Raw genomic sequence first — 15,541 nt, 5'->3', positions numbered from 1 at the left:
CTCCTTCACAGCGCTGATTTCTCAGGCTAAGCTTGATTTGTGCTGCACGCGCGTCCTGCACTATGCTGCACTTGCAGAAAGATTAGGGTAGAAAAAATCATATGACAACCAATCAGAACGATTCCGACGAAAAATCCTCAGATTCAAACGGAAATGTGACATCTGAACGTCTGTCAGAGAATCTGGCTAAGGTGGAGGCGCTTTCGGCGCGCCTTGTCGCCGCCCTTTCGAAAAAACGTAAAATTGATCCCAACCTCCAAGGCCCAAGTAGCGACCTCTTCATGAAGGCCGCTGCCGCTTATATGGCCGAAATGGTAAATAATCCGTCAAAAATGGTCGAACATCAGGTTGCCTATTGGGGGAAGTCGCTTAAGCATTACGTGGATGCGCAGCATACTTTAAGCGAAGGTAAAATTGAGGCGCCCAAAGATTCTGGGCCTACCGATCGTCGATTTGCAGACCCCGCGTGGGATACGCATCCGTATTTCAATTATATTAAGCAACAATATTTGATGGGCAGCGATGCTGTTTCGCAGGCCGTGGCGGACCTTGACGGGCTAGATCCGTCAGATAAAAAGCGAGTCGATTACTTTAGTCGCCAGATTGTGGATATGTTTTCGCCCAATAATTTTCTTGGGACAAACCCGACGGCGTTGGCCAAAGCAGCCGAGACCGAGGGGCAATCCTTGGTGGATGGGCTGGAAAACCTTGTGCGCGATATTGAAGCCAATGATGGCGAGCTTTTGGTAACTTTGGCCGACAAAAAGGCCTTTAAAGTTGGTGAAAATCTTGGGACGAGCAAAGGATCGGTCGTCTTTCGCAATCGCATGTTTGAACTTGTGCAATATGCCCCCCAAACCGAAACCGTCTATAAGACTCCGTTGATTATCTTTCCGCCGTGGATCAATAAATTCTATATTTTGGACCTCAAGACGCAGAATAGTTTGATAAATTGGATTACAGAACAAGGGTTTACCCTGTTTGTCGTCTCTTGGGTCAACCCGAACGCTTCCTATAAGGATGTGGGATTGGCGGATTATGTGAATGAGGGGTACCTTGAGGCCATCGCGACGGTCAAAAAGATTACCAAGGAAAAGAGCGTCAATGTTGTGGGCTATTGCATTGCCGGAACGACTTTGTCGCTAACACTTTCGAAGATGAAAAAGGCGGGGGACAAATCGATAAAATCAGCGACCTTCTTTACCACGCTAACGGATTTCTCGGATCAGGGCGAAGTTGGCGTGTTTTTGGACGAAGGCTTTGTTGGTGGGATTGAACGCGAAGTTGCTGAGACGGGTGTTTTGGACTCGCTCTTCATGTCTAAGACCTTTTCGTATTTGCGCTCCAATGACCTGATCTATGCGCCCGCTATCCGGAATTATATGATGGGGGAGGCGCCGCCAGCGTTTGACCTTCTCTATTGGAACGGCGACGGAACGAACCTTCCGGGCCAGATGACGGTCGAATATCTGCGTAACCTTTGTCAAGAAAATCACTTCGCGCGCGGAATCTATGAAATGGAGGGCGAGGTGCTCTCGATTAAAGATGTGGACGTGCCCGTTTGTGCTATCGCCTGTGAAACCGACCATATCGCGGCTTGGACTTCCTCGTATCGCGGCGTGAGTCAGTTCCAGAGTAAATCCAAAACCTTTATTCTGTCTGAAAGTGGCCATATCGCTGGGATCGTGAATCCGCCTAGCAAGAAAAAATACGGCCATTATACCAATGAGGACATGACGCTTACCGCAGATGCGTGGAAAGAAGGCGCAGAGTTTCATGAGGGCTCATGGTGGGAACGATGGGGAAAATGGCTGTCTGAACACTCAGGCGGGCAGGTTCCGGCGCGAATTTCCGGTGATTCGGGCTATCCAGAGCTTTGCCCTGCTCCTGGAACCTATGTTTTGGCACCAATAAGTGATTGATTTATAAGGGTATTGAATAATAATGCTGCGATGCAGCATAAAAAGCTTGAAATGCCGCGCTGCAGTATGCATATTGTTTGTACAAGAGAAATTCAGCGGAACTTCCCGCCTGCACTTAGGAGCGAACACATGACACAAGCACAAGATTTCACCAAGATCATGCAAGACATGGTTGGCGCATTCCCAGTAGACACAACTGCATTTGAAGGCGCGTTCAAAAATTCCGCCGCCCTTGGCGACAAAATGTCCAAAGTAGCTTTGACAGCTGCTGAGAAATCTAACGAGATTTCCACAAAATGGACAAAAGAAACACTCGCGAAACTGTCCGCAGTTTCCGCAGTTAAAACTGAGCCAGCTGATTATAGCAAAGCATTGACAGAATTCGCTTCTTCAACTGCTGAGATGGCTTCTGAAAACTTGGCCGCTTTCGCTGAAATTGCGAAAAAAGTTCAAGCTGAAACTGTTGAACTGATGCTTGCTGCTGGCAAAGACATCACTGAAGAAACAAACGCTGCTGTTAACAAAGCAACTGCAGACGTTACGAAAGCTGCTAAAGCGGCCACGAAGTAATTTGAGGTTCTAACCGCGGGTCTCCTCCTCCCTCCCTCCCGCGCTTCCTCTTAAGGCGAGATCCTCTCGGGTCTCGCCTTTCTTTTTGTTGCTTTCCTTCTGCGCATGCGCAATTCTTCTGCATTGCAGAAGAAGGGGATCCCTGTGAGCGAAGCCGAAAAAACACTACTTATCAAACGTTATGCCAGCCGCCGTCTTTATAATACCGAGACCAGCGATTACGTCACTCTTGACGACATCGCGGGCTTTATCCGCACAGGGCGTGAGGTCCAGATTATTGACCTAAAAAGCGGCGACGATCTGACACGGCAATATCTTCTACAGATTATTGCGGAGAGAGAAAGCCGTGGTGACAATGTATTGCCCGTCAATGTCCTCATGGATTTGGTGCGTAGCTATACAAACCAAGCAGGCAGCGTTGTCCCTGACTTTCTCTCTGCGAGCTTTGAAATGCTCCGCGAGAGCCAGACCAAAGTTATGGGCGGCTTTCCCAGTCCTTTGGCCGGCATCCCTGGGCTTGACGCGCTAAAGGCTCAACAGGAAGCGTTTTTGAAGACCATGACCGGCGGATGGACCGCGCCTACATCTGAGCAGCCAGCCCCAAAAGACACCGCGAGTAGCGATAGTGATCTGGCTGACATCAAGAAACAGTTGGCGGAACTGCAAAGTAAGCTGTCAAAAATGAGTTAAGCCAATTGGCTCTGCGGTAGAAAACGCACATTCTACCGCAAAAACCCCCTGTTTTCAGCGTGTCACGCGTCAGCGAATGATCTGGGGTCTGAACTGAAATTTGCGACGGGCTTCTTGTGGTAAATGCCGATTGAGATATTTACTGATAGCCCCATAAATCCCAATCACAACAAACGTCAAAAGCACATAATACATGGCAAGGATCGGATAAGGGACGAACGGGTTAAACGTTTTGTCCGCAAAATAACTGGCGTAATACAGCGCATCGCCGCGTTGCTGCCATGCCGGAAAGCCCGAGAAATAGACCAAGGTTGTGGCGTGAAAGAGGAAGATCGCCTCGTTGGTGTAAGCGGGCCACGAGAGGCGCAGCATGGTGGGGAAAATCACCCGCCGGAATTTCTTCCAACCGGTTAAACCATAGGCATCGGCAGCCTCGATTTCCCCCTTGGGAATAGAGTTCAGCGCACCATAGAAGATTTCCGCAGTATAGGCCGTTGTGTTGAGGAAAAGCACCAGCAATGCCCCGAGCCAAGCTTTTGTTAACATGCGGGTTTCCAGCGTAATCTCGACGAAGCCTAGGTTGAGGTCGATGCCGAGTTTGGGCAGGAGCACGAAGGTTTCATACGCCAAAAAGAACTGAATAAACAGGGGTGAGCCGCGAAAGATAAAGATGAAAATCTCGGCGGGACGGCGCAGAATCCAGCGATGTGAGCTTTTGGCCATGGCCACGGCTGTGGCGGCAAAGAAGCCAAAGATGAGGGCGAGGACGCCGAAATAGATGTTCCAAATCATACCCGAACCAATCAACGTGAATTGATCACACAGAGTGAAGTCGGTTTTGGGCAGAAGCCGTTCACCGTATCCGAGGGAGCGCAGGCCGTAGTTTTGGATGGTTTCGAGGCAACTCATGCCGTGGCCTCGCGTCGCTGGGCTTCGCCGCCTGCGGTTGCCTGACCACGGGAAAGTTTACGCGTCAATTTGGCAAAGGCGATTTCGCTCACTTTGGTTAGTGTGAGGTAGAAGACCATCAAACCAAGGAAATACCAAATGCGCCAATCTGGATGCGGATAGTCGAAGGCATTGGTTTTGTGGCCCCCCATTTCGCGGGCCCAAAAGACGATGTCATGAATGCCTAAAAGGAACAAAAGTGGCGTGGCTTTTACAAGGATCAACCAAAGATTGGAGAGGCCAGGCAGCGCGAAAATCCACATTTGCGGCACAAGAATGCGCCAGAAACTTTGGCGGTGCGACATACCGTAAGCTTCGGCTGTTTCCATTTGGGCACGGGGGACGGCTTGCATCGCGCCATAGAGAACGTTGGCCGCAAAGGCGCCGAACACGATCGCAAAGGTAAAAACCGCGATTGAGAAACTGTAGGTTTCATGGACCCATTGGGCCGAGGAGGAGAGGGGCATTTTGGCATCGGGGCAGACAAGGAAATCACTGCCCTGACGAATGGCGTCGGTCCATTCGGGGCATTTTACCTTGTGGCGCGTCCATTCGACAGCTTGGTCAAGGGCGATGACAAAGAACATAAAGAACGCAATATCAGGAACCCCGCGCACGACGGAGGTGTAACTTTTTCCAAACCAGCGCAGAGGGGCGATGTGGCTACGGGATGCTGTCGCGCCCAAGAAACCAAAAAATAAGGCAACGGGTGCGGTCACGGCCAGCAAGAAGAGCACCGTTAAAAACGAACTGTAAAACGCGAAATGTTTTCCTGTCGTGAGATAGCACGACAGCCATGTCAGGCCTTCGAGGGCGGACGGATCGGAGCAATATGAAAAGATCGGACAGTCCCCTGAGTGGTTTGGCCAAAAGGAAAACGCGCGCCTTTTTTCAAGGCGCGCGTTGACTATTAAGGTTTAGAATACTTGGGCGTCTGCGCCGAACCATTCGGTGATCAAAGCGTTCAACGTGCCGTCAGCTTTCATAGAATCGATGGCTGTGTTGAATTTTGCTTTAAGTTCTGTGTCGCTTTTGCGCATGCCGATGCCGATGCCGCCGCCCAAACCAACGGGTTCACCAACGATAAGCATATCGCCACCGCTTTCCGCCGCGATGGGATAAAGGTAGTCGCCGTCTGCGAAGACTGCGTCTGCTTCACCATTTTTGACTGCAGCGACGGTTTCGTCTGGAGTTGCGAATTCAACCAAGATTGCACCGGATTCTGCAATGTAACCTGCTTGAATTGTTGCGGCTTGTGCAGCAACAACACCAGATGTTAGGTCAACATCTGCGGATAAAGCGAGGTAAGCGGAAGCCGCTGGTGGCGTGTAGTTTTGCGAGAAATCAATGACTTCTTTACGCTCGTCCGTGATGGACATGCCTGCAATGATTGTGTCGTAGTTGCCGGAGTTGAGGTTTGTGATGATGCTGTCCCAATCGTTTTGGACCCATTCACATGTCAATTCGGCACGTTTGCAGAGTTCATTGCCCAAGACGATTTCATATCCGTCGAGATCGCCATTATCGTTGACGAAGTTGTAGGGAGGGTAGGCACCCTCTGTGCCCATGCGAACGGTGTCAGCGAAGGCAACGCTCGTTGTAAAAACTAAAGCTGCGGTCGAAAGAAGGATATTTTTCATTTTAGTCTCCGTGAGGTGTAATTACGTAAGTCTTCCGCCAACGGGGAACCAACGCTTGGTACGCGCATTCTTGGTTCCGTCGTTGAGAAACTGGGTTATGCCCGAAGGGCCGAAATTTAGGGCGATTTTGGAATCAAACTCTAATGGGCGATTCACAAATGTGAGCGCAACAAGGGCACTAGGTGCAGGCATTATGCACTCACCGTTGCGCTGAGAAATTGTTGCAAACGAGCGGTTTTAGGAGCGGTGAAAAGGGTCGACGGCGGGCCTTGCTCTTCGATGATTCCCTGATGCAAAAACACGACGTGGTCCGAAACATCATTCGCCAACCGCATGTCGTGCGTAACCAATATCATCGTGCGGCCTTCGTTTGCCAAGTCTTTGATGACTTTTACAACTTCTTGCTCCAGCTCTGGATCAAGGGCACTTGTCGGCTCGTCGAACAGGAGGGCTTTGGGCTGCATACACAACGCACGCGCGATGGCGGCGCGTTGTTGCTGACCGCCAGAAAGTTGGGCAGGATAGGCATCACATTTGTCGCCAATCCCCACTTTTGCCAACAGGTCGCGCGCGCGCAACTCAACCGCCTCTCGGTCCTCTCCGAGGACGGTAACAGGGGCTTCCATCACGTTTTGCAGGATGCTCATATGCGCCCACAGATTGAACTGTTGAAAAACCATCGACAGATTGGTGCGAATGCGCGTGACCTGTGCGCGGTCAGCGGGGTGACGCCCCAAACCTTGTCCGCGCCAAGAAATAGGCTCGCCTTCAAAAAGGATATCCCCACTTTGGCTATCTTCTAACAGGTTCGCACACCGTAAAAGTGTGGACTTTCCTGACCCAGAAGAGCCAATCAGCGACACAACATCCCCACGGTTCGCCAAGATGTCCACACCCTTAAGGACTTCCAGCGGCCCATAGGATTTATGCAGGTTGCGGATTTCTATCACAGGAGTTTGTGTGTCGTTTGCTTTAGGTTTTGTCACGGTATTCCAGCTGTTTGGATTTGGTTCATTATTAGGAAGGATATTCCTTAAAATTGCAAACAGAAAGGACGATTGACGTAAGGGAACGCAATTTGGTGCGAAACGCCCAATTGTCGGGGGCGCCTCGGTCCAGGAAATTGGGGATTATTGATTGGATAAAACACGTTGACGACAGCGCGCACTGTCCATGTCCGTGATACCCAGTAGGTTTGCGAGCAAACGCATGAGTGTGTCTTCGTATGTATTGCGGACACCATCGGCCAAAACCACTTCCCATAGAGCCTCGATAACGGCCTCGCGCTCGTCGTGTGGCACCGAATCCTTGATCGAGCGGGTAAAGCGGACGGTGTCGGGGGCCGACTTCTCAAAGACTTCGGCTTCCTGACGCAACTCGGTGGTTTTCTCGGGGGTGATCTCGTAGCGTTTTGCCAAAATACGGTCGATGCGGGCGATTTCTGTGTGGGAATAATCGCCATCGGTGCGTGCTATGCGCACAAGCAACCCCGCAATTGCAATGCGGTCGTCGAGTTTTTGTGGCTCTGCTTCAGGGGCAAAAAGAGAAAATATTTTATCAATCATTTTAGTTATGTTGCTTCCTTTAGGGAGGTTTTAGCAAAGGCAACGCCGTTCGCCGCGACATAGGATTTGTAACCTTCCGGATCGCCCACATCTACATGCGCGATCCAGTATCCTTTGAGACTGTCTGTCATATGTCCCCCCCAATTTTTGGTAGGTTAGGCATTTCACCACCGTTAGACCAGACGCGAATTGTCCTTGGCAGCTTTTACGAAGCCTTCAAAAAGCGGGTGCGGCGCGAAGGGTTTGGATTTTAGTTCGGGGTGGTATTGCACGCCGATGAACCACGGGTGATCGTTCCACTCGACGATTTCGGGCAGTTTCCCGTCTGGACTCATGCCCGAGAACTGAAGGCCGACGGCCTCCAATTGTTCCCGATAGCGCACATCGACTTCATAGCGGTGGCGATGGCGTTCCTCGATGCTGGTCGTGCCATAGACTTCTGCGACTTTGGAGCCTTCTTTCAAAGTGGCCGTGTAGGCGCCCAATCGCATTGTGCCGCCCTTGTCATCAGACAGTCTACGCGCGATTTTATGGTTGCCCTGCACCCATTCCTTGAGGTGGTAAACCACGGGAGTGAAACGTTTTTCACCGGATTCTTGGTCGAACTCTTCGGAGCCCGCATCGGTGAGGTGGGCCACATTGCGTGCAGCTTCAATGACCGCCATTTGCATGCCCAAACAGATCCCGAGATAGGGGATTTTACGGGTGCGTGCAAATTCGGCCGCTTTTATTTTGCCTTCGGTTCCACGTTCGCCAAAGCCACCGGGAACGAGGATTGCGTGAAACCCTTCGAGGTAGGGGGCGGCGTCGGTTGTGTCGAAAATTTCTGCATCGACCCACTCGATTTTCACCTTCACGCGGTTGGCCATGCCACCATGTACAAGAGCTTCGGCGATGGATTTATATGCGTCCTCAAGTTGGGTATACTTGCCGACAATCGCGATTTTCACTTCGCCTTCGGGGTTGAAGGCGCGGTCTGCGACATCAACCCAGCGGGTGAGGTCGAGCGCCGGTGCGGGGTCGATGCCAAAAGCATCAAGGACCGCCGTGTCGAGGCCTTCGCGGTGATAGGCGAGGGGGGCTTCGTAGATCGATTTGAGGTCGTATGCTGCGATCACTTTGTCTTTGCGGACGTTACAGAAAAGCCCGATTTTTTCGCGCTCTTTTTCTGGGATGGGTTGTTCGGAACGACAGACAAGCACGTCTGGGGCGATCCCGATGCTGCGCAATTCTTTGACGCTGTGTTGCGTGGGTTTGGTTTTCAGCTCGCCCGACGCGGCAAGGTACGGCAACAGGGTGAGGTGCATGAAAATACACTCGCCGCGCGGCTTGTCTTGGGCAAATTGACGGATTGCTTCAAAGAAAGGCAAGCCTTCGATGTCGCCCACAGTCCCACCAATTTCGCAAAGCATGAAATCGACTTCATTTTCGCCAATATGAAGGAATTCTTTGATCTCATTGGTCACGTGCGGGATGACCTGAATGGTTTTACCCAAATAATCGCCGCGGCGTTCTTTTTCCAACACAGTGGAATAAACACGCCCAGAGGAGATGGAATCCGTATTACGCGCAGCGACGCCGGTGAAGCGTTCGTAGTGGCCCAAATCAAGGTCCGTTTCGGCGCCATCATCGGTCACAAAAACTTCGCCATGCTCAAATGGGCTCATGGTTCCGGGGTCTACGTTGAGGTAAGGGTCGAGCTTACGTAGGCGAACAGTATAACCACGGCCTTGCAACAAAGCGCCAAGAGCCGCTGAAGCCAAACCCTTGCCAAGTGAAGACACAACGCCACCAGTAATGAAAATATAACGAGCCATGTGGCGAACGTCTCCCGTGAGTGTTTTAACTGAGATGAAAACGGCGCAAAAAAGCGCAGCATCACGGGAGTTGAGTTATAACGGATTCTCAAGGAAACCGCAACCCAATCAGCAAGATGCTGCGGAGCATTTCTGCTCGTTCTCAATTTATAGTAGCTTATTCGGCGGCGGGGGGTGTAAGCGTTTCGTCGCCAGATGACGGCGGCAGCAAAGAGTCACCTTCACCAAGTGAGGAAGCCGGAGCTTCAATCGGCGCAGGGGCCTTTCCACCAACGCGATCCAAAACCGACCCTGCACCAGCATTTTGTGCTGCAATTACAGTCAAGGTGATCGACGTCATGATGAATCCGCCCGCCAAAACCCAAGTGACTTTGCCAAGGGCTGTCCCGCCGGAGCGCCCCGAGGTGCCCCCGTTGCCGCCACCGCCAATACCCAAGCCGCCCCCTTCGGAACGTTGGATTAGAACGATGCCGATCAATGACAACGCAAGAAGTAGGTGGATGACAAGAACGATATTTTCCATGAAGCAGCCTCGCTTGAGATTTGGAGTTATTTAGGCGGCTTTTCCCGTGCTCGCAACCCTATTCGTTGAAAGCCCTTGGTCGGCCCCGTGAAATCCTCGCGGGTGTTGCTGCATTTCTAGGGAATTCTGCAAAAGAAGTACCCCTGTCTTGTGCTTTGGGGGGTAAACGGTGTTTTAGAGGTTCCCTGTAAGTCCATAGCAAGTTATACGGGCGCGGGTTTTCCAATCACCGGGATAGAATAATGGCAAATGTAGTCGTCGTAGGCGCTCAATGGGGCGACGAAGGAAAAGGCAAGATTGTTGACTGGCTTAGCGAACGCGCAGATGTAATTGCGCGCTTCCAAGGCGGTCACAATGCGGGTCACACCCTCGTTATTGACGGGAAGGTCTATAAACTGTCGCTTCTCCCATCGGGAATTGTTCGGGGTGGCAAACTCTCTGTGATTGGCAACGGGGTTGTTCTTGATCCTTGGCACCTCATCGAAGAGATCGACAAGCTGCGGGCGCAAGGCGTCGAGATTTCGCCTGAAAACTTGATGATTGCCGAAAATACCCCTCTGATTCTTCCAGTTCACGGCGAACTGGATCGTGCGCGCGAAGGCCACAATACGGTCGCCAAAATTGGCACGACGGGGCGCGGAATTGGCCCTGCATATGAAGATAAGGTTGGACGTCGTGCCATTCGTGTTGCCGATTTGGCAGACGAGGCCACTCTTGAAACGCGCGTGGATCGTTTGCTTCAGCACCATGACGCGCTGCGTCGCGGCATGGGGCTTCCTGAGGTTGATCGGGCTGATTTGCTCGCGAAACTCAAAGAAATCGCCGAGCATGTTCTGCCTTATGCGGCTCCTGTTTGGAAAATTCTTAACGAGAAACGCAAAGCAGGAAAACGTATCTTGTTCGAAGGCGCACAAGGCGCGTTGCTCGATATCGATTTTGGCACTTACCCCTTTGTGACGTCATCTAATGTGATCGCGGGTCAAGCCGCGACAGGGACGGGCGTCGGACCGGGTGCAATCGACTATGTGCTTGGAATCGTTAAGGCATATACAACCCGTGTGGGCGAAGGCCCGTTTCCTGCAGAGCTGGATGACGCGGATGGCCAACGGCTTGGTGAGCGCGGCCATGAATTTGGGACGGTCACAGGACGCAAGCGGCGTTGCGGTTGGTTTGATGCGGTTTTGGTTCGGCAAACCTGCGCCACGTCTGGAGTGTCCGGCATCGCGTTTACCAAGCTCGACGTGCTTGACGGGTTTGAAGAACTCAAAATTTGTGTGGGGTATGAACTCGACGGGAAGCGGGTGGATTATTTGCCAACTGCCGCCGATCATCAAGCCCGCGTCACACCGATTTACGAAACAATGCCGGGTTGGAGCGAGAGCACAGAAGGGGCGCGCAGTTGGAACGACCTTCCAGCGGCCGCGATTAAGTATGTGCGTCGCGTTGAGGAGTTGATTGAGTGCCCTGTGGCCATCCTCTCAACCAGCCCAGAGCGCGAAGACACCATCCTTGTTACTGACCCTTTCGAGGATTGAGTATGGCATTGAGTTATAAAGCCCGTCGGCGGTGGTCGCTGTTTGCACTCCTTGTGGGGCTCCCAGCGTATATCATTGTTGCGGTTAGTGTTATTGGTCTGTTTGATCGGCCTCCGTTTTGGTTGGAACTGGTGATCTATGTGTTCCTTGGGGTTATTTGGGCGTTTCCGCTTAAGGCCATCTTTAAGGGCATCGGTCAGGCAGATCCGGACGCTTAGAAAAGAGCGAGCCCAATGAGGTAGGAATCAAAAAAGGCGGCCCAATGGCCGCCTTTTTTGTTTTGTGACGCTGATACTACTCGCCAGCAATACGTGCTTCTGGGTTGAACCGAGTCGACTGCGCGATTTTGAATTGCCCGCGTTTTACTTTTTCGATTTTACCTTGACGCAAGAGGAGGCCAAAGGAACGCAGACCTTCTTCGCGTGAGACACCTTGGTCTTCCGCGAACTGCAAAGCACGACGCATGATGTCGGGACGTGTGAAATGCTCTTTTCCTTCGACAAAGGATGCGTAGGCTGCTGCTGCTTCCAGCAAATCTGGCAATTCAATTGCGCCAACGCGCTCGGCGAATTCCGCGAAGGATTTGCTTTCCTCAAGATGCTTCGCCGTTTTCGAATTTGCGCGTCCGCCTTCCGACAGGTCTTCGTTCACATCTCGCAATTCGAGCGCCGATTTGCCTACGCGACGTGGCCGTACTGCTGGCCCATCGTGCAGGTCAATGCGTTGCTCAGACACCAAGACCAAAGGTGCGGGGCGATCATCTTTGCTGCTGCCCGCACGACGCTCGGCACGGTTCGGACGAACAACTTCGGCCAAATCTTTACGGTAGGCACCTGTATCGTCGGATTTTGGTTTCGAACCGCCCAAAATCCTCCGATCGGCAACTGTTGCTGCAACCGCCGCTTTAAGATGCGCGATGGCCGAACGACGCCGAGTTCCATCGCTCTCGGCAAACTTCGAATCGCTCTCCTCCATGAGGCGGTTCACATTGTCTTCGTCTGCTTGCTTGCTCAACGAATGATATTGTGTCACCTCGGGGAGAGGTTCAAGTGTGGGGATGTCGTCTGGTGTTTCATTTGTTACAGCCGCAAGTTCGGCCATCAATTCTGCTTCATCTTCCGCCGATAGAATCGACTCTTCAGCCGTTTCATTTGCATCGTCGGTGTCATCGTCAGTAAAAGCATTCTCTTGAGGTGACGCGGAGACGTCGAGGAATTCTTCAACGGCGTCCTCCTCCAAGGCTTGCTCCAAGTCAGTCTTTTTAACATGAATGACGCGTGCGCGTGCGCGTGCTAGAACATTGGATACGCTGCCTTTTGGCGTGCGAGTTGATTCTTCTGTGCTGCTTTCTACCGATGCAGTATCAGGTGCTTCGTCTTGAAACGCGTCCTGAGGAGCATCGAGCTTGGCCAAATCCGCAAGGTCTTCGTCTCTCTGGGCCTCGGACAAAACGTTTTCTGTTTCCAAACGGGACTCAAGGCTTCCTTCGAAAGTATCGTCCTCTTGGTCTTGGTGTGTGCCTTCTTTGATCGCGCCATCACTATGCGATGTCGAATCGTCTTGGGATATTGTGCCCAAGATGGACGTGATATCCGTTGCGGCGAGGGGCTCATCCCCTTGCTCATTGGTATATTCGTCAATGCTGGCGACAGTTTCAGAAGGTTCAGACTGGGCCATGAAAGCACCAACACCTGCAAGCACTGCCGCATCGTCGTCGCTTGTGGATTCAACGTCCATTGAAACAGCTTCAGGCTCAGAAACATCGACTGAATTTTCCGTCGTGAATTCAAGTTCTTCTTCTGCATCGTTTTCGAGGGAAACCGCCAATTCGGGCATGTCTTCAAGGGTGTCTTCGAAGACATCAGAAACAACAATGTCGGCGTCCTCGACGAGGTCTGCTGTCGGCTCTTCGTCGGTGTCTTCAATTGTTATTTCTAATACTGCTTCAACGACTTGCGAGTCTTCGAATGACTCTTGGGTCGCTTGCTCGTCTGCCACTGGCGCTACTTTAGGCGCAGAAGGGAGGACGATTTCAGCGTCATCTTCAATGTCTTGAAAGGCGCTTGCGATTGGCTTGAAAAGGTCTTCGCTGTTTGCGTCTTCGATGACTTCTGCCGGAGCGTTTGTTGGGGCGCGTGATACGGCGGCCCGAATGCGTTGCAGCTTGGCGGCGACGGATTCTGATCCATCAATTGCTGCTGCCATCACAAAAGGTGCCGTTTTTTGCGTGAGTTGAACTGCAACCGGAGCGGGCATTTTTACCGTTTGGTTGAGGGGGGCGGTGGGATGCGCTTGAGGCGTCTCAGAAACGGGGGCGCTTTCTTTCGTGAATGTAGGGTCTTGCTCGCCCTCTGCCTCACTTTTGCGTAGCACAACGCCGTTGTCGCCAATTTGCGCCTGAACACGACTGCGAACTTCACGTTCTGCAATGCGAGCCAGCATTTCCACGTCTGGAGCGGGGGGTTCCGCACCAAAATAACGGTCTTCTGCCGCTAGGGTCTTAAAATATTCCGCGATGGCCTTCATCGTGGAGAACGAATCGTCGAAACCTTCAAGTGTGCAAGAGAAGGTTCCGTAAGATACGGTCAGGATTTTGCTTTCGCTTATCATGATACTGCTCGCTTTCTCTCTTACTCTGCAACTATATGTTTACCACGTTGCCGATCACACAATTGTTCGGAACTACGTTATTATACGTATCATTTCTGGGCCTAAATATGGCGTGTTTCCAAGAATAAGGCAAAATCACCATGTTTCATCCCATTGTTTCCAAATCTACACCGATCACTTTGCTTGGTGGAGGAGAGGTTACCTCAGACACCCTTTCAGAAGCCCTAACCCGTGCGCCAATTTTAGTGGCATGTGATGGCGGGGCCAAATTTGCGTTAGAAAACAACGTGCAACCCGTGGCTGTTATTGGGGATATGGATTCAATTGACGCGGCTTCAAGAGAGAAAATCGGCGCAGAACGACTGTTTTTAGTAACGGAACAGGACACAACCGACTTTGAAAAAGCACTTTTACGGTGCGAGGCGCCCATTATGCTAGGGGTTGGGTTTACAGGAGCGCGGTTGGACCACGAACTCGCGGCGTTTAATGCTTTGGTTCATCATGATTCGAAAACTGTCATCCTTTTGGGCGGCGAGGATGTGGTTTTCCGCGCTCCCAAGTCGTTGCGGATTGACCTCCCAATTGGATCACGGTTTTCTCTCTTTCCTATGGGGCATGTGCGCGGCACATCCGAGGGGCTTCGCTGGCCAATCAATGGGCTTGAGTTTGAACCTGGTGGGCGGATTGGCACATCGAATGAGGTTTCCGGTCCTGTATCCCTCACGTTTGATGCGCCCCATATGCTTGTAATTTTGCCGCGTTCTGCCCTTAAGGTGGCTATGGACGCGCTTTATTCTGCGGCTTGAAGCGCGGACGCGAGGCGGCTCTCTCGATAGATAATGTAAAGGCCGCTGGCGATGACGATCGTAATTCCCAGTGCCGCGACCCCGTTGGGGAGATCGTTGAACAGTAAGTAACCGTAAACCGTTGCGATTGGAATTTCGAGATATTGCATGGGAGCAAGGGTTGAGGAAGGTGCAAACCGCAACGACCACGTCATCAAAAGATGCGCAACGGTACCAATGCCCCCCATTAGAATAATGATGCCCCATTGGTTGTTCACCGAGGTTGTGATTTGAAAATCCGTCCAGCCGAAATGCGCGCCTACAAACCAAAGCGGCACAACAAGCGCGACACCCACGATGCCGTTGAACGCCTGAAGCGCCATCGGATCGACCTCGCGGGAAATGACGCGGGTAATAATCATGAAAACGGCAAAGGCAAAGGCCACCCCAATGGGCAGGAGCGCGGTCATCCCCACAAGCGCAAAGCTGGGTTGGATCACCAACATCGTGCCAAAGAAAGCAACGCCCGCCGCCAAAATCCGCCGTGGCCCAACTGTTTCGTTAAGAAAGAACCAGCCTAGAAACATCATGATGATCGGCATGATAAAAACAATCGCCAGTGTTTCCGCCAAAGGGATATACCGCAGGGCAATAAAGAGCATGATGGTAGACGCAATGTGCAGAGAGGTACGCAGGAACGTAAAGCCCAAGACGCGGGGCGAGGCCCGCATATCCGTCCGCGCAAACAGGACAATAGGCACAACAATCAGGCTTTGGATAATAAAGCGATAGGCCACAAGCTCAATGACGCCATTCGATCCACCCAGCAGTTTTGCCATAGCGTCGCCCAACGGCGCAAGAATGCAAAAGCCGATGATGAGGAGGATTCCAAGGAGGGGACGATCTTGAGACATGGACGAACTCTAGGTGTTCGCC

General features: G+C 52.0%; 17 protein-coding genes. 6 read left to right on the top strand and 11 right to left on the bottom strand.

The genetic code is table 11. The features are described 5' to 3' along the window. The first annotated feature begins 101 nt into the window (after nt 1-101). From AB9F26_RS07945 to phaR, 3 genes are all read left to right on the top strand, one after another. On the top strand, nt 102-1,922 hold the full coding sequence (locus tag AB9F26_RS07945) for a PHA/PHB synthase family protein (protein WP_369767750.1): 1,821 nt from the start codon (nt 102-104) through the stop codon (nt 1,920-1,922). 129 nt (nt 1,923-2,051) lie between these two features. Next, the gene (locus AB9F26_RS07940) at nt 2,052-2,492 is read left to right on the top strand and encodes a phasin family protein (RefSeq protein WP_039000961.1); all 441 of its coding nucleotides are present in this window, start codon (nt 2,052-2,054) and stop codon (nt 2,490-2,492) included. 144 nt (nt 2,493-2,636) lie between these two features. Then, nucleotides 2,637-3,182: a polyhydroxyalkanoate synthesis repressor PhaR gene (gene phaR / locus AB9F26_RS07935; protein WP_369767749.1), complete on the top strand. Its 546-nt coding sequence runs from the start codon at nt 2,637-2,639 to the stop codon at nt 3,180-3,182. Nucleotides 3,183-3,251: 69 nt separating this feature from the next. Here the strand turns inward: phaR and AB9F26_RS07930 are convergent, their stop codons facing one another. The 9 genes from AB9F26_RS07930 to secG form a co-directional block, all read right to left on the bottom strand. Then, nucleotides 3,252-4,091 (bottom strand): ABC transporter permease, encoded by an 840-nt coding sequence (locus AB9F26_RS07930; RefSeq protein WP_369767748.1) that lies wholly within the window; start codon nt 4,089-4,091, stop codon nt 3,252-3,254. Continuing rightward, a complete protein-coding gene (locus tag AB9F26_RS07925; protein WP_335585847.1) occupies nt 4,088-4,972 on the bottom strand; it encodes an ABC transporter permease subunit in 885 nt (294 codons plus the stop codon). Before AB9F26_RS07925 ends, AB9F26_RS07930 begins: the two co-directional genes overlap by 4 nt. A gap of 75 nt (nt 4,973-5,047) precedes the next feature. Continuing rightward, the gene (locus AB9F26_RS07920; RefSeq protein ID WP_335585840.1) at nt 5,048-5,770 is read right to left on the bottom strand and encodes a transporter substrate-binding domain-containing protein; all 723 of its coding nucleotides are present in this window, start codon (nt 5,768-5,770) and stop codon (nt 5,048-5,050) included. 21 nt (nt 5,771-5,791) lie between these two features. After that, nucleotides 5,792-5,962, bottom strand: coding sequence for a hypothetical protein (locus tag AB9F26_RS07915; protein ID WP_335585839.1), 171 nt, complete (start codon nt 5,960-5,962; stop codon nt 5,792-5,794). Then, the gene (locus AB9F26_RS07910; RefSeq protein ID WP_369767747.1) at nt 5,962-6,756 is read right to left on the bottom strand and encodes an ABC transporter ATP-binding protein; all 795 of its coding nucleotides are present in this window, start codon (nt 6,754-6,756) and stop codon (nt 5,962-5,964) included. Before AB9F26_RS07910 ends, AB9F26_RS07915 begins: the two co-directional genes overlap by 1 nt. 144 nt (nt 6,757-6,900) lie before the next feature. Further along, nucleotides 6,901-7,335, bottom strand: coding sequence for a TerB family tellurite resistance protein (locus AB9F26_RS07905; RefSeq protein WP_369767746.1), 435 nt, complete (start codon nt 7,333-7,335; stop codon nt 6,901-6,903). A gap of 5 nt (nt 7,336-7,340) precedes the next feature. Beyond that, nucleotides 7,341-7,466, bottom strand: a complete 126-nt coding sequence (locus tag AB9F26_RS07900; protein WP_335585837.1) for a DUF1330 domain-containing protein — start codon at nt 7,464-7,466, stop codon at nt 7,341-7,343. 42 nt (nt 7,467-7,508) lie between these two features. After that, nucleotides 7,509-9,152 (bottom strand): CTP synthase, encoded by a 1,644-nt coding sequence (locus tag AB9F26_RS07895; protein ID WP_369767745.1) that lies wholly within the window; start codon nt 9,150-9,152, stop codon nt 7,509-7,511. A 157-nt stretch (nt 9,153-9,309) separates the two neighbouring features. Continuing rightward, complete coding sequence (gene secG / locus AB9F26_RS07890) at nt 9,310-9,675, bottom strand: preprotein translocase subunit SecG (protein ID WP_335585835.1); 366 nt, start codon at nt 9,673-9,675, stop codon at nt 9,310-9,312. Nucleotides 9,676-9,917: 242 nt separating this feature from the next. Between secG and AB9F26_RS07885 the strand changes: the two genes are divergently transcribed. Then, entirely contained in the window at nt 9,918-11,210 is a 1,293-nt protein-coding gene (locus tag AB9F26_RS07885) for an adenylosuccinate synthase (RefSeq protein WP_039003326.1), read from the top strand. Between the two features lie 2 nt (nt 11,211-11,212). After that, nucleotides 11,213-11,428: a DUF2842 domain-containing protein gene (locus tag AB9F26_RS07880; RefSeq protein ID WP_039003325.1), complete on the top strand. Its 216-nt coding sequence runs from the start codon at nt 11,213-11,215 to the stop codon at nt 11,426-11,428. A gap of 76 nt (nt 11,429-11,504) precedes the next feature. Here the strand turns inward: AB9F26_RS07880 and AB9F26_RS07875 are convergent, their stop codons facing one another. Continuing rightward, nucleotides 11,505-13,820 (bottom strand): hypothetical protein, encoded by a 2,316-nt coding sequence (locus tag AB9F26_RS07875; RefSeq protein WP_369767744.1) that lies wholly within the window; start codon nt 13,818-13,820, stop codon nt 11,505-11,507. A 140-nt stretch (nt 13,821-13,960) separates the two neighbouring features. Here AB9F26_RS07875 and AB9F26_RS07870 point away from each other — a divergent pair, with 140 nt between their 5' ends. After that, nucleotides 13,961-14,626 (top strand): thiamine diphosphokinase, encoded by a 666-nt coding sequence (locus AB9F26_RS07870; protein ID WP_335585833.1) that lies wholly within the window; start codon nt 13,961-13,963, stop codon nt 14,624-14,626. On the opposite strand, the gene AB9F26_RS07865 is transcribed toward AB9F26_RS07870, so the two are convergent. Then, nucleotides 14,611-15,519 carry a DMT family transporter gene (locus tag AB9F26_RS07865; protein WP_369767743.1) on the bottom strand — a complete coding sequence of 303 codons (909 nt, stop codon included), beginning with the start codon at nt 15,517-15,519 and terminating at the stop codon, nt 14,611-14,613. The genes AB9F26_RS07870 and AB9F26_RS07865 overlap by 16 nt on opposite strands. Nucleotides 15,520-15,541 lie beyond the last annotated feature (22 nt).

Source organism: Falsihalocynthiibacter sp. BN13B15, assembly GCF_041205415.1.
In the GTDB taxonomy this organism is placed as follows: domain Bacteria; phylum Pseudomonadota; class Alphaproteobacteria; order Rhodobacterales; family Rhodobacteraceae; genus Falsihalocynthiibacter; species Falsihalocynthiibacter arcticus.
Note: the sequence above shows the minus strand (reverse complement) of the source record. Positions and strands in the feature narration are given on the sequence as shown.

Excerpts from the sequence above, each read along its gene's own strand:
- AB9F26_RS07945 (WP_369767750.1), top strand. The coding sequence starts at position 102 with ATGACAACCAATCAGAACGATTCCGACGAAAAATCCTCAGATTCAAAC.
- AB9F26_RS07940 (WP_039000961.1), top strand. The coding sequence starts at position 2,052 with ATGACACAAGCACAAGATTTCACCAAGATCATGCAAGACATGGTTGGC.
- AB9F26_RS07930 (WP_369767748.1), bottom strand. The coding sequence starts at position 4,091 with ATGAGTTGCCTCGAAACCATCCAAAACTACGGCCTGCGCTCCCTCGGA.
- AB9F26_RS07920 (WP_335585840.1), bottom strand. The coding sequence starts at position 5,770 with ATGAAAAATATCCTTCTTTCGACCGCAGCTTTAGTTTTTACAACGAGC.
- AB9F26_RS07915 (WP_335585839.1), bottom strand. The coding sequence starts at position 5,962 with ATGCCTGCACCTAGTGCCCTTGTTGCGCTCACATTTGTGAATCGCCCA.
- AB9F26_RS07905 (WP_369767746.1), bottom strand. The coding sequence starts at position 7,335 with ATGATTGATAAAATATTTTCTCTTTTTGCCCCTGAAGCAGAGCCACAA.
- AB9F26_RS07900 (WP_335585837.1), bottom strand. The coding sequence starts at position 7,466 with ATGACAGACAGTCTCAAAGGATACTGGATCGCGCATGTAGATGTGGGC.
- AB9F26_RS07895 (WP_369767745.1), bottom strand. The coding sequence starts at position 9,152 with ATGGCTCGTTATATTTTCATTACTGGTGGCGTTGTGTCTTCACTTGGC.
- secG (WP_335585835.1), bottom strand. The coding sequence starts at position 9,675 with ATGGAAAATATCGTTCTTGTCATCCACCTACTTCTTGCGTTGTCATTG.
- AB9F26_RS07885 (WP_039003326.1), top strand. The coding sequence starts at position 9,918 with ATGGCAAATGTAGTCGTCGTAGGCGCTCAATGGGGCGACGAAGGAAAA.
- AB9F26_RS07880 (WP_039003325.1), top strand. The coding sequence starts at position 11,213 with ATGGCATTGAGTTATAAAGCCCGTCGGCGGTGGTCGCTGTTTGCACTC.
- AB9F26_RS07875 (WP_369767744.1), bottom strand. The coding sequence starts at position 13,820 with ATGATAAGCGAAAGCAAAATCCTGACCGTATCTTACGGAACCTTCTCT.
- AB9F26_RS07870 (WP_335585833.1), top strand. The coding sequence starts at position 13,961 with ATGTTTCATCCCATTGTTTCCAAATCTACACCGATCACTTTGCTTGGT.
- AB9F26_RS07865 (WP_369767743.1), bottom strand. The coding sequence starts at position 15,519 with ATGTCTCAAGATCGTCCCCTCCTTGGAATCCTCCTCATCATCGGCTTT.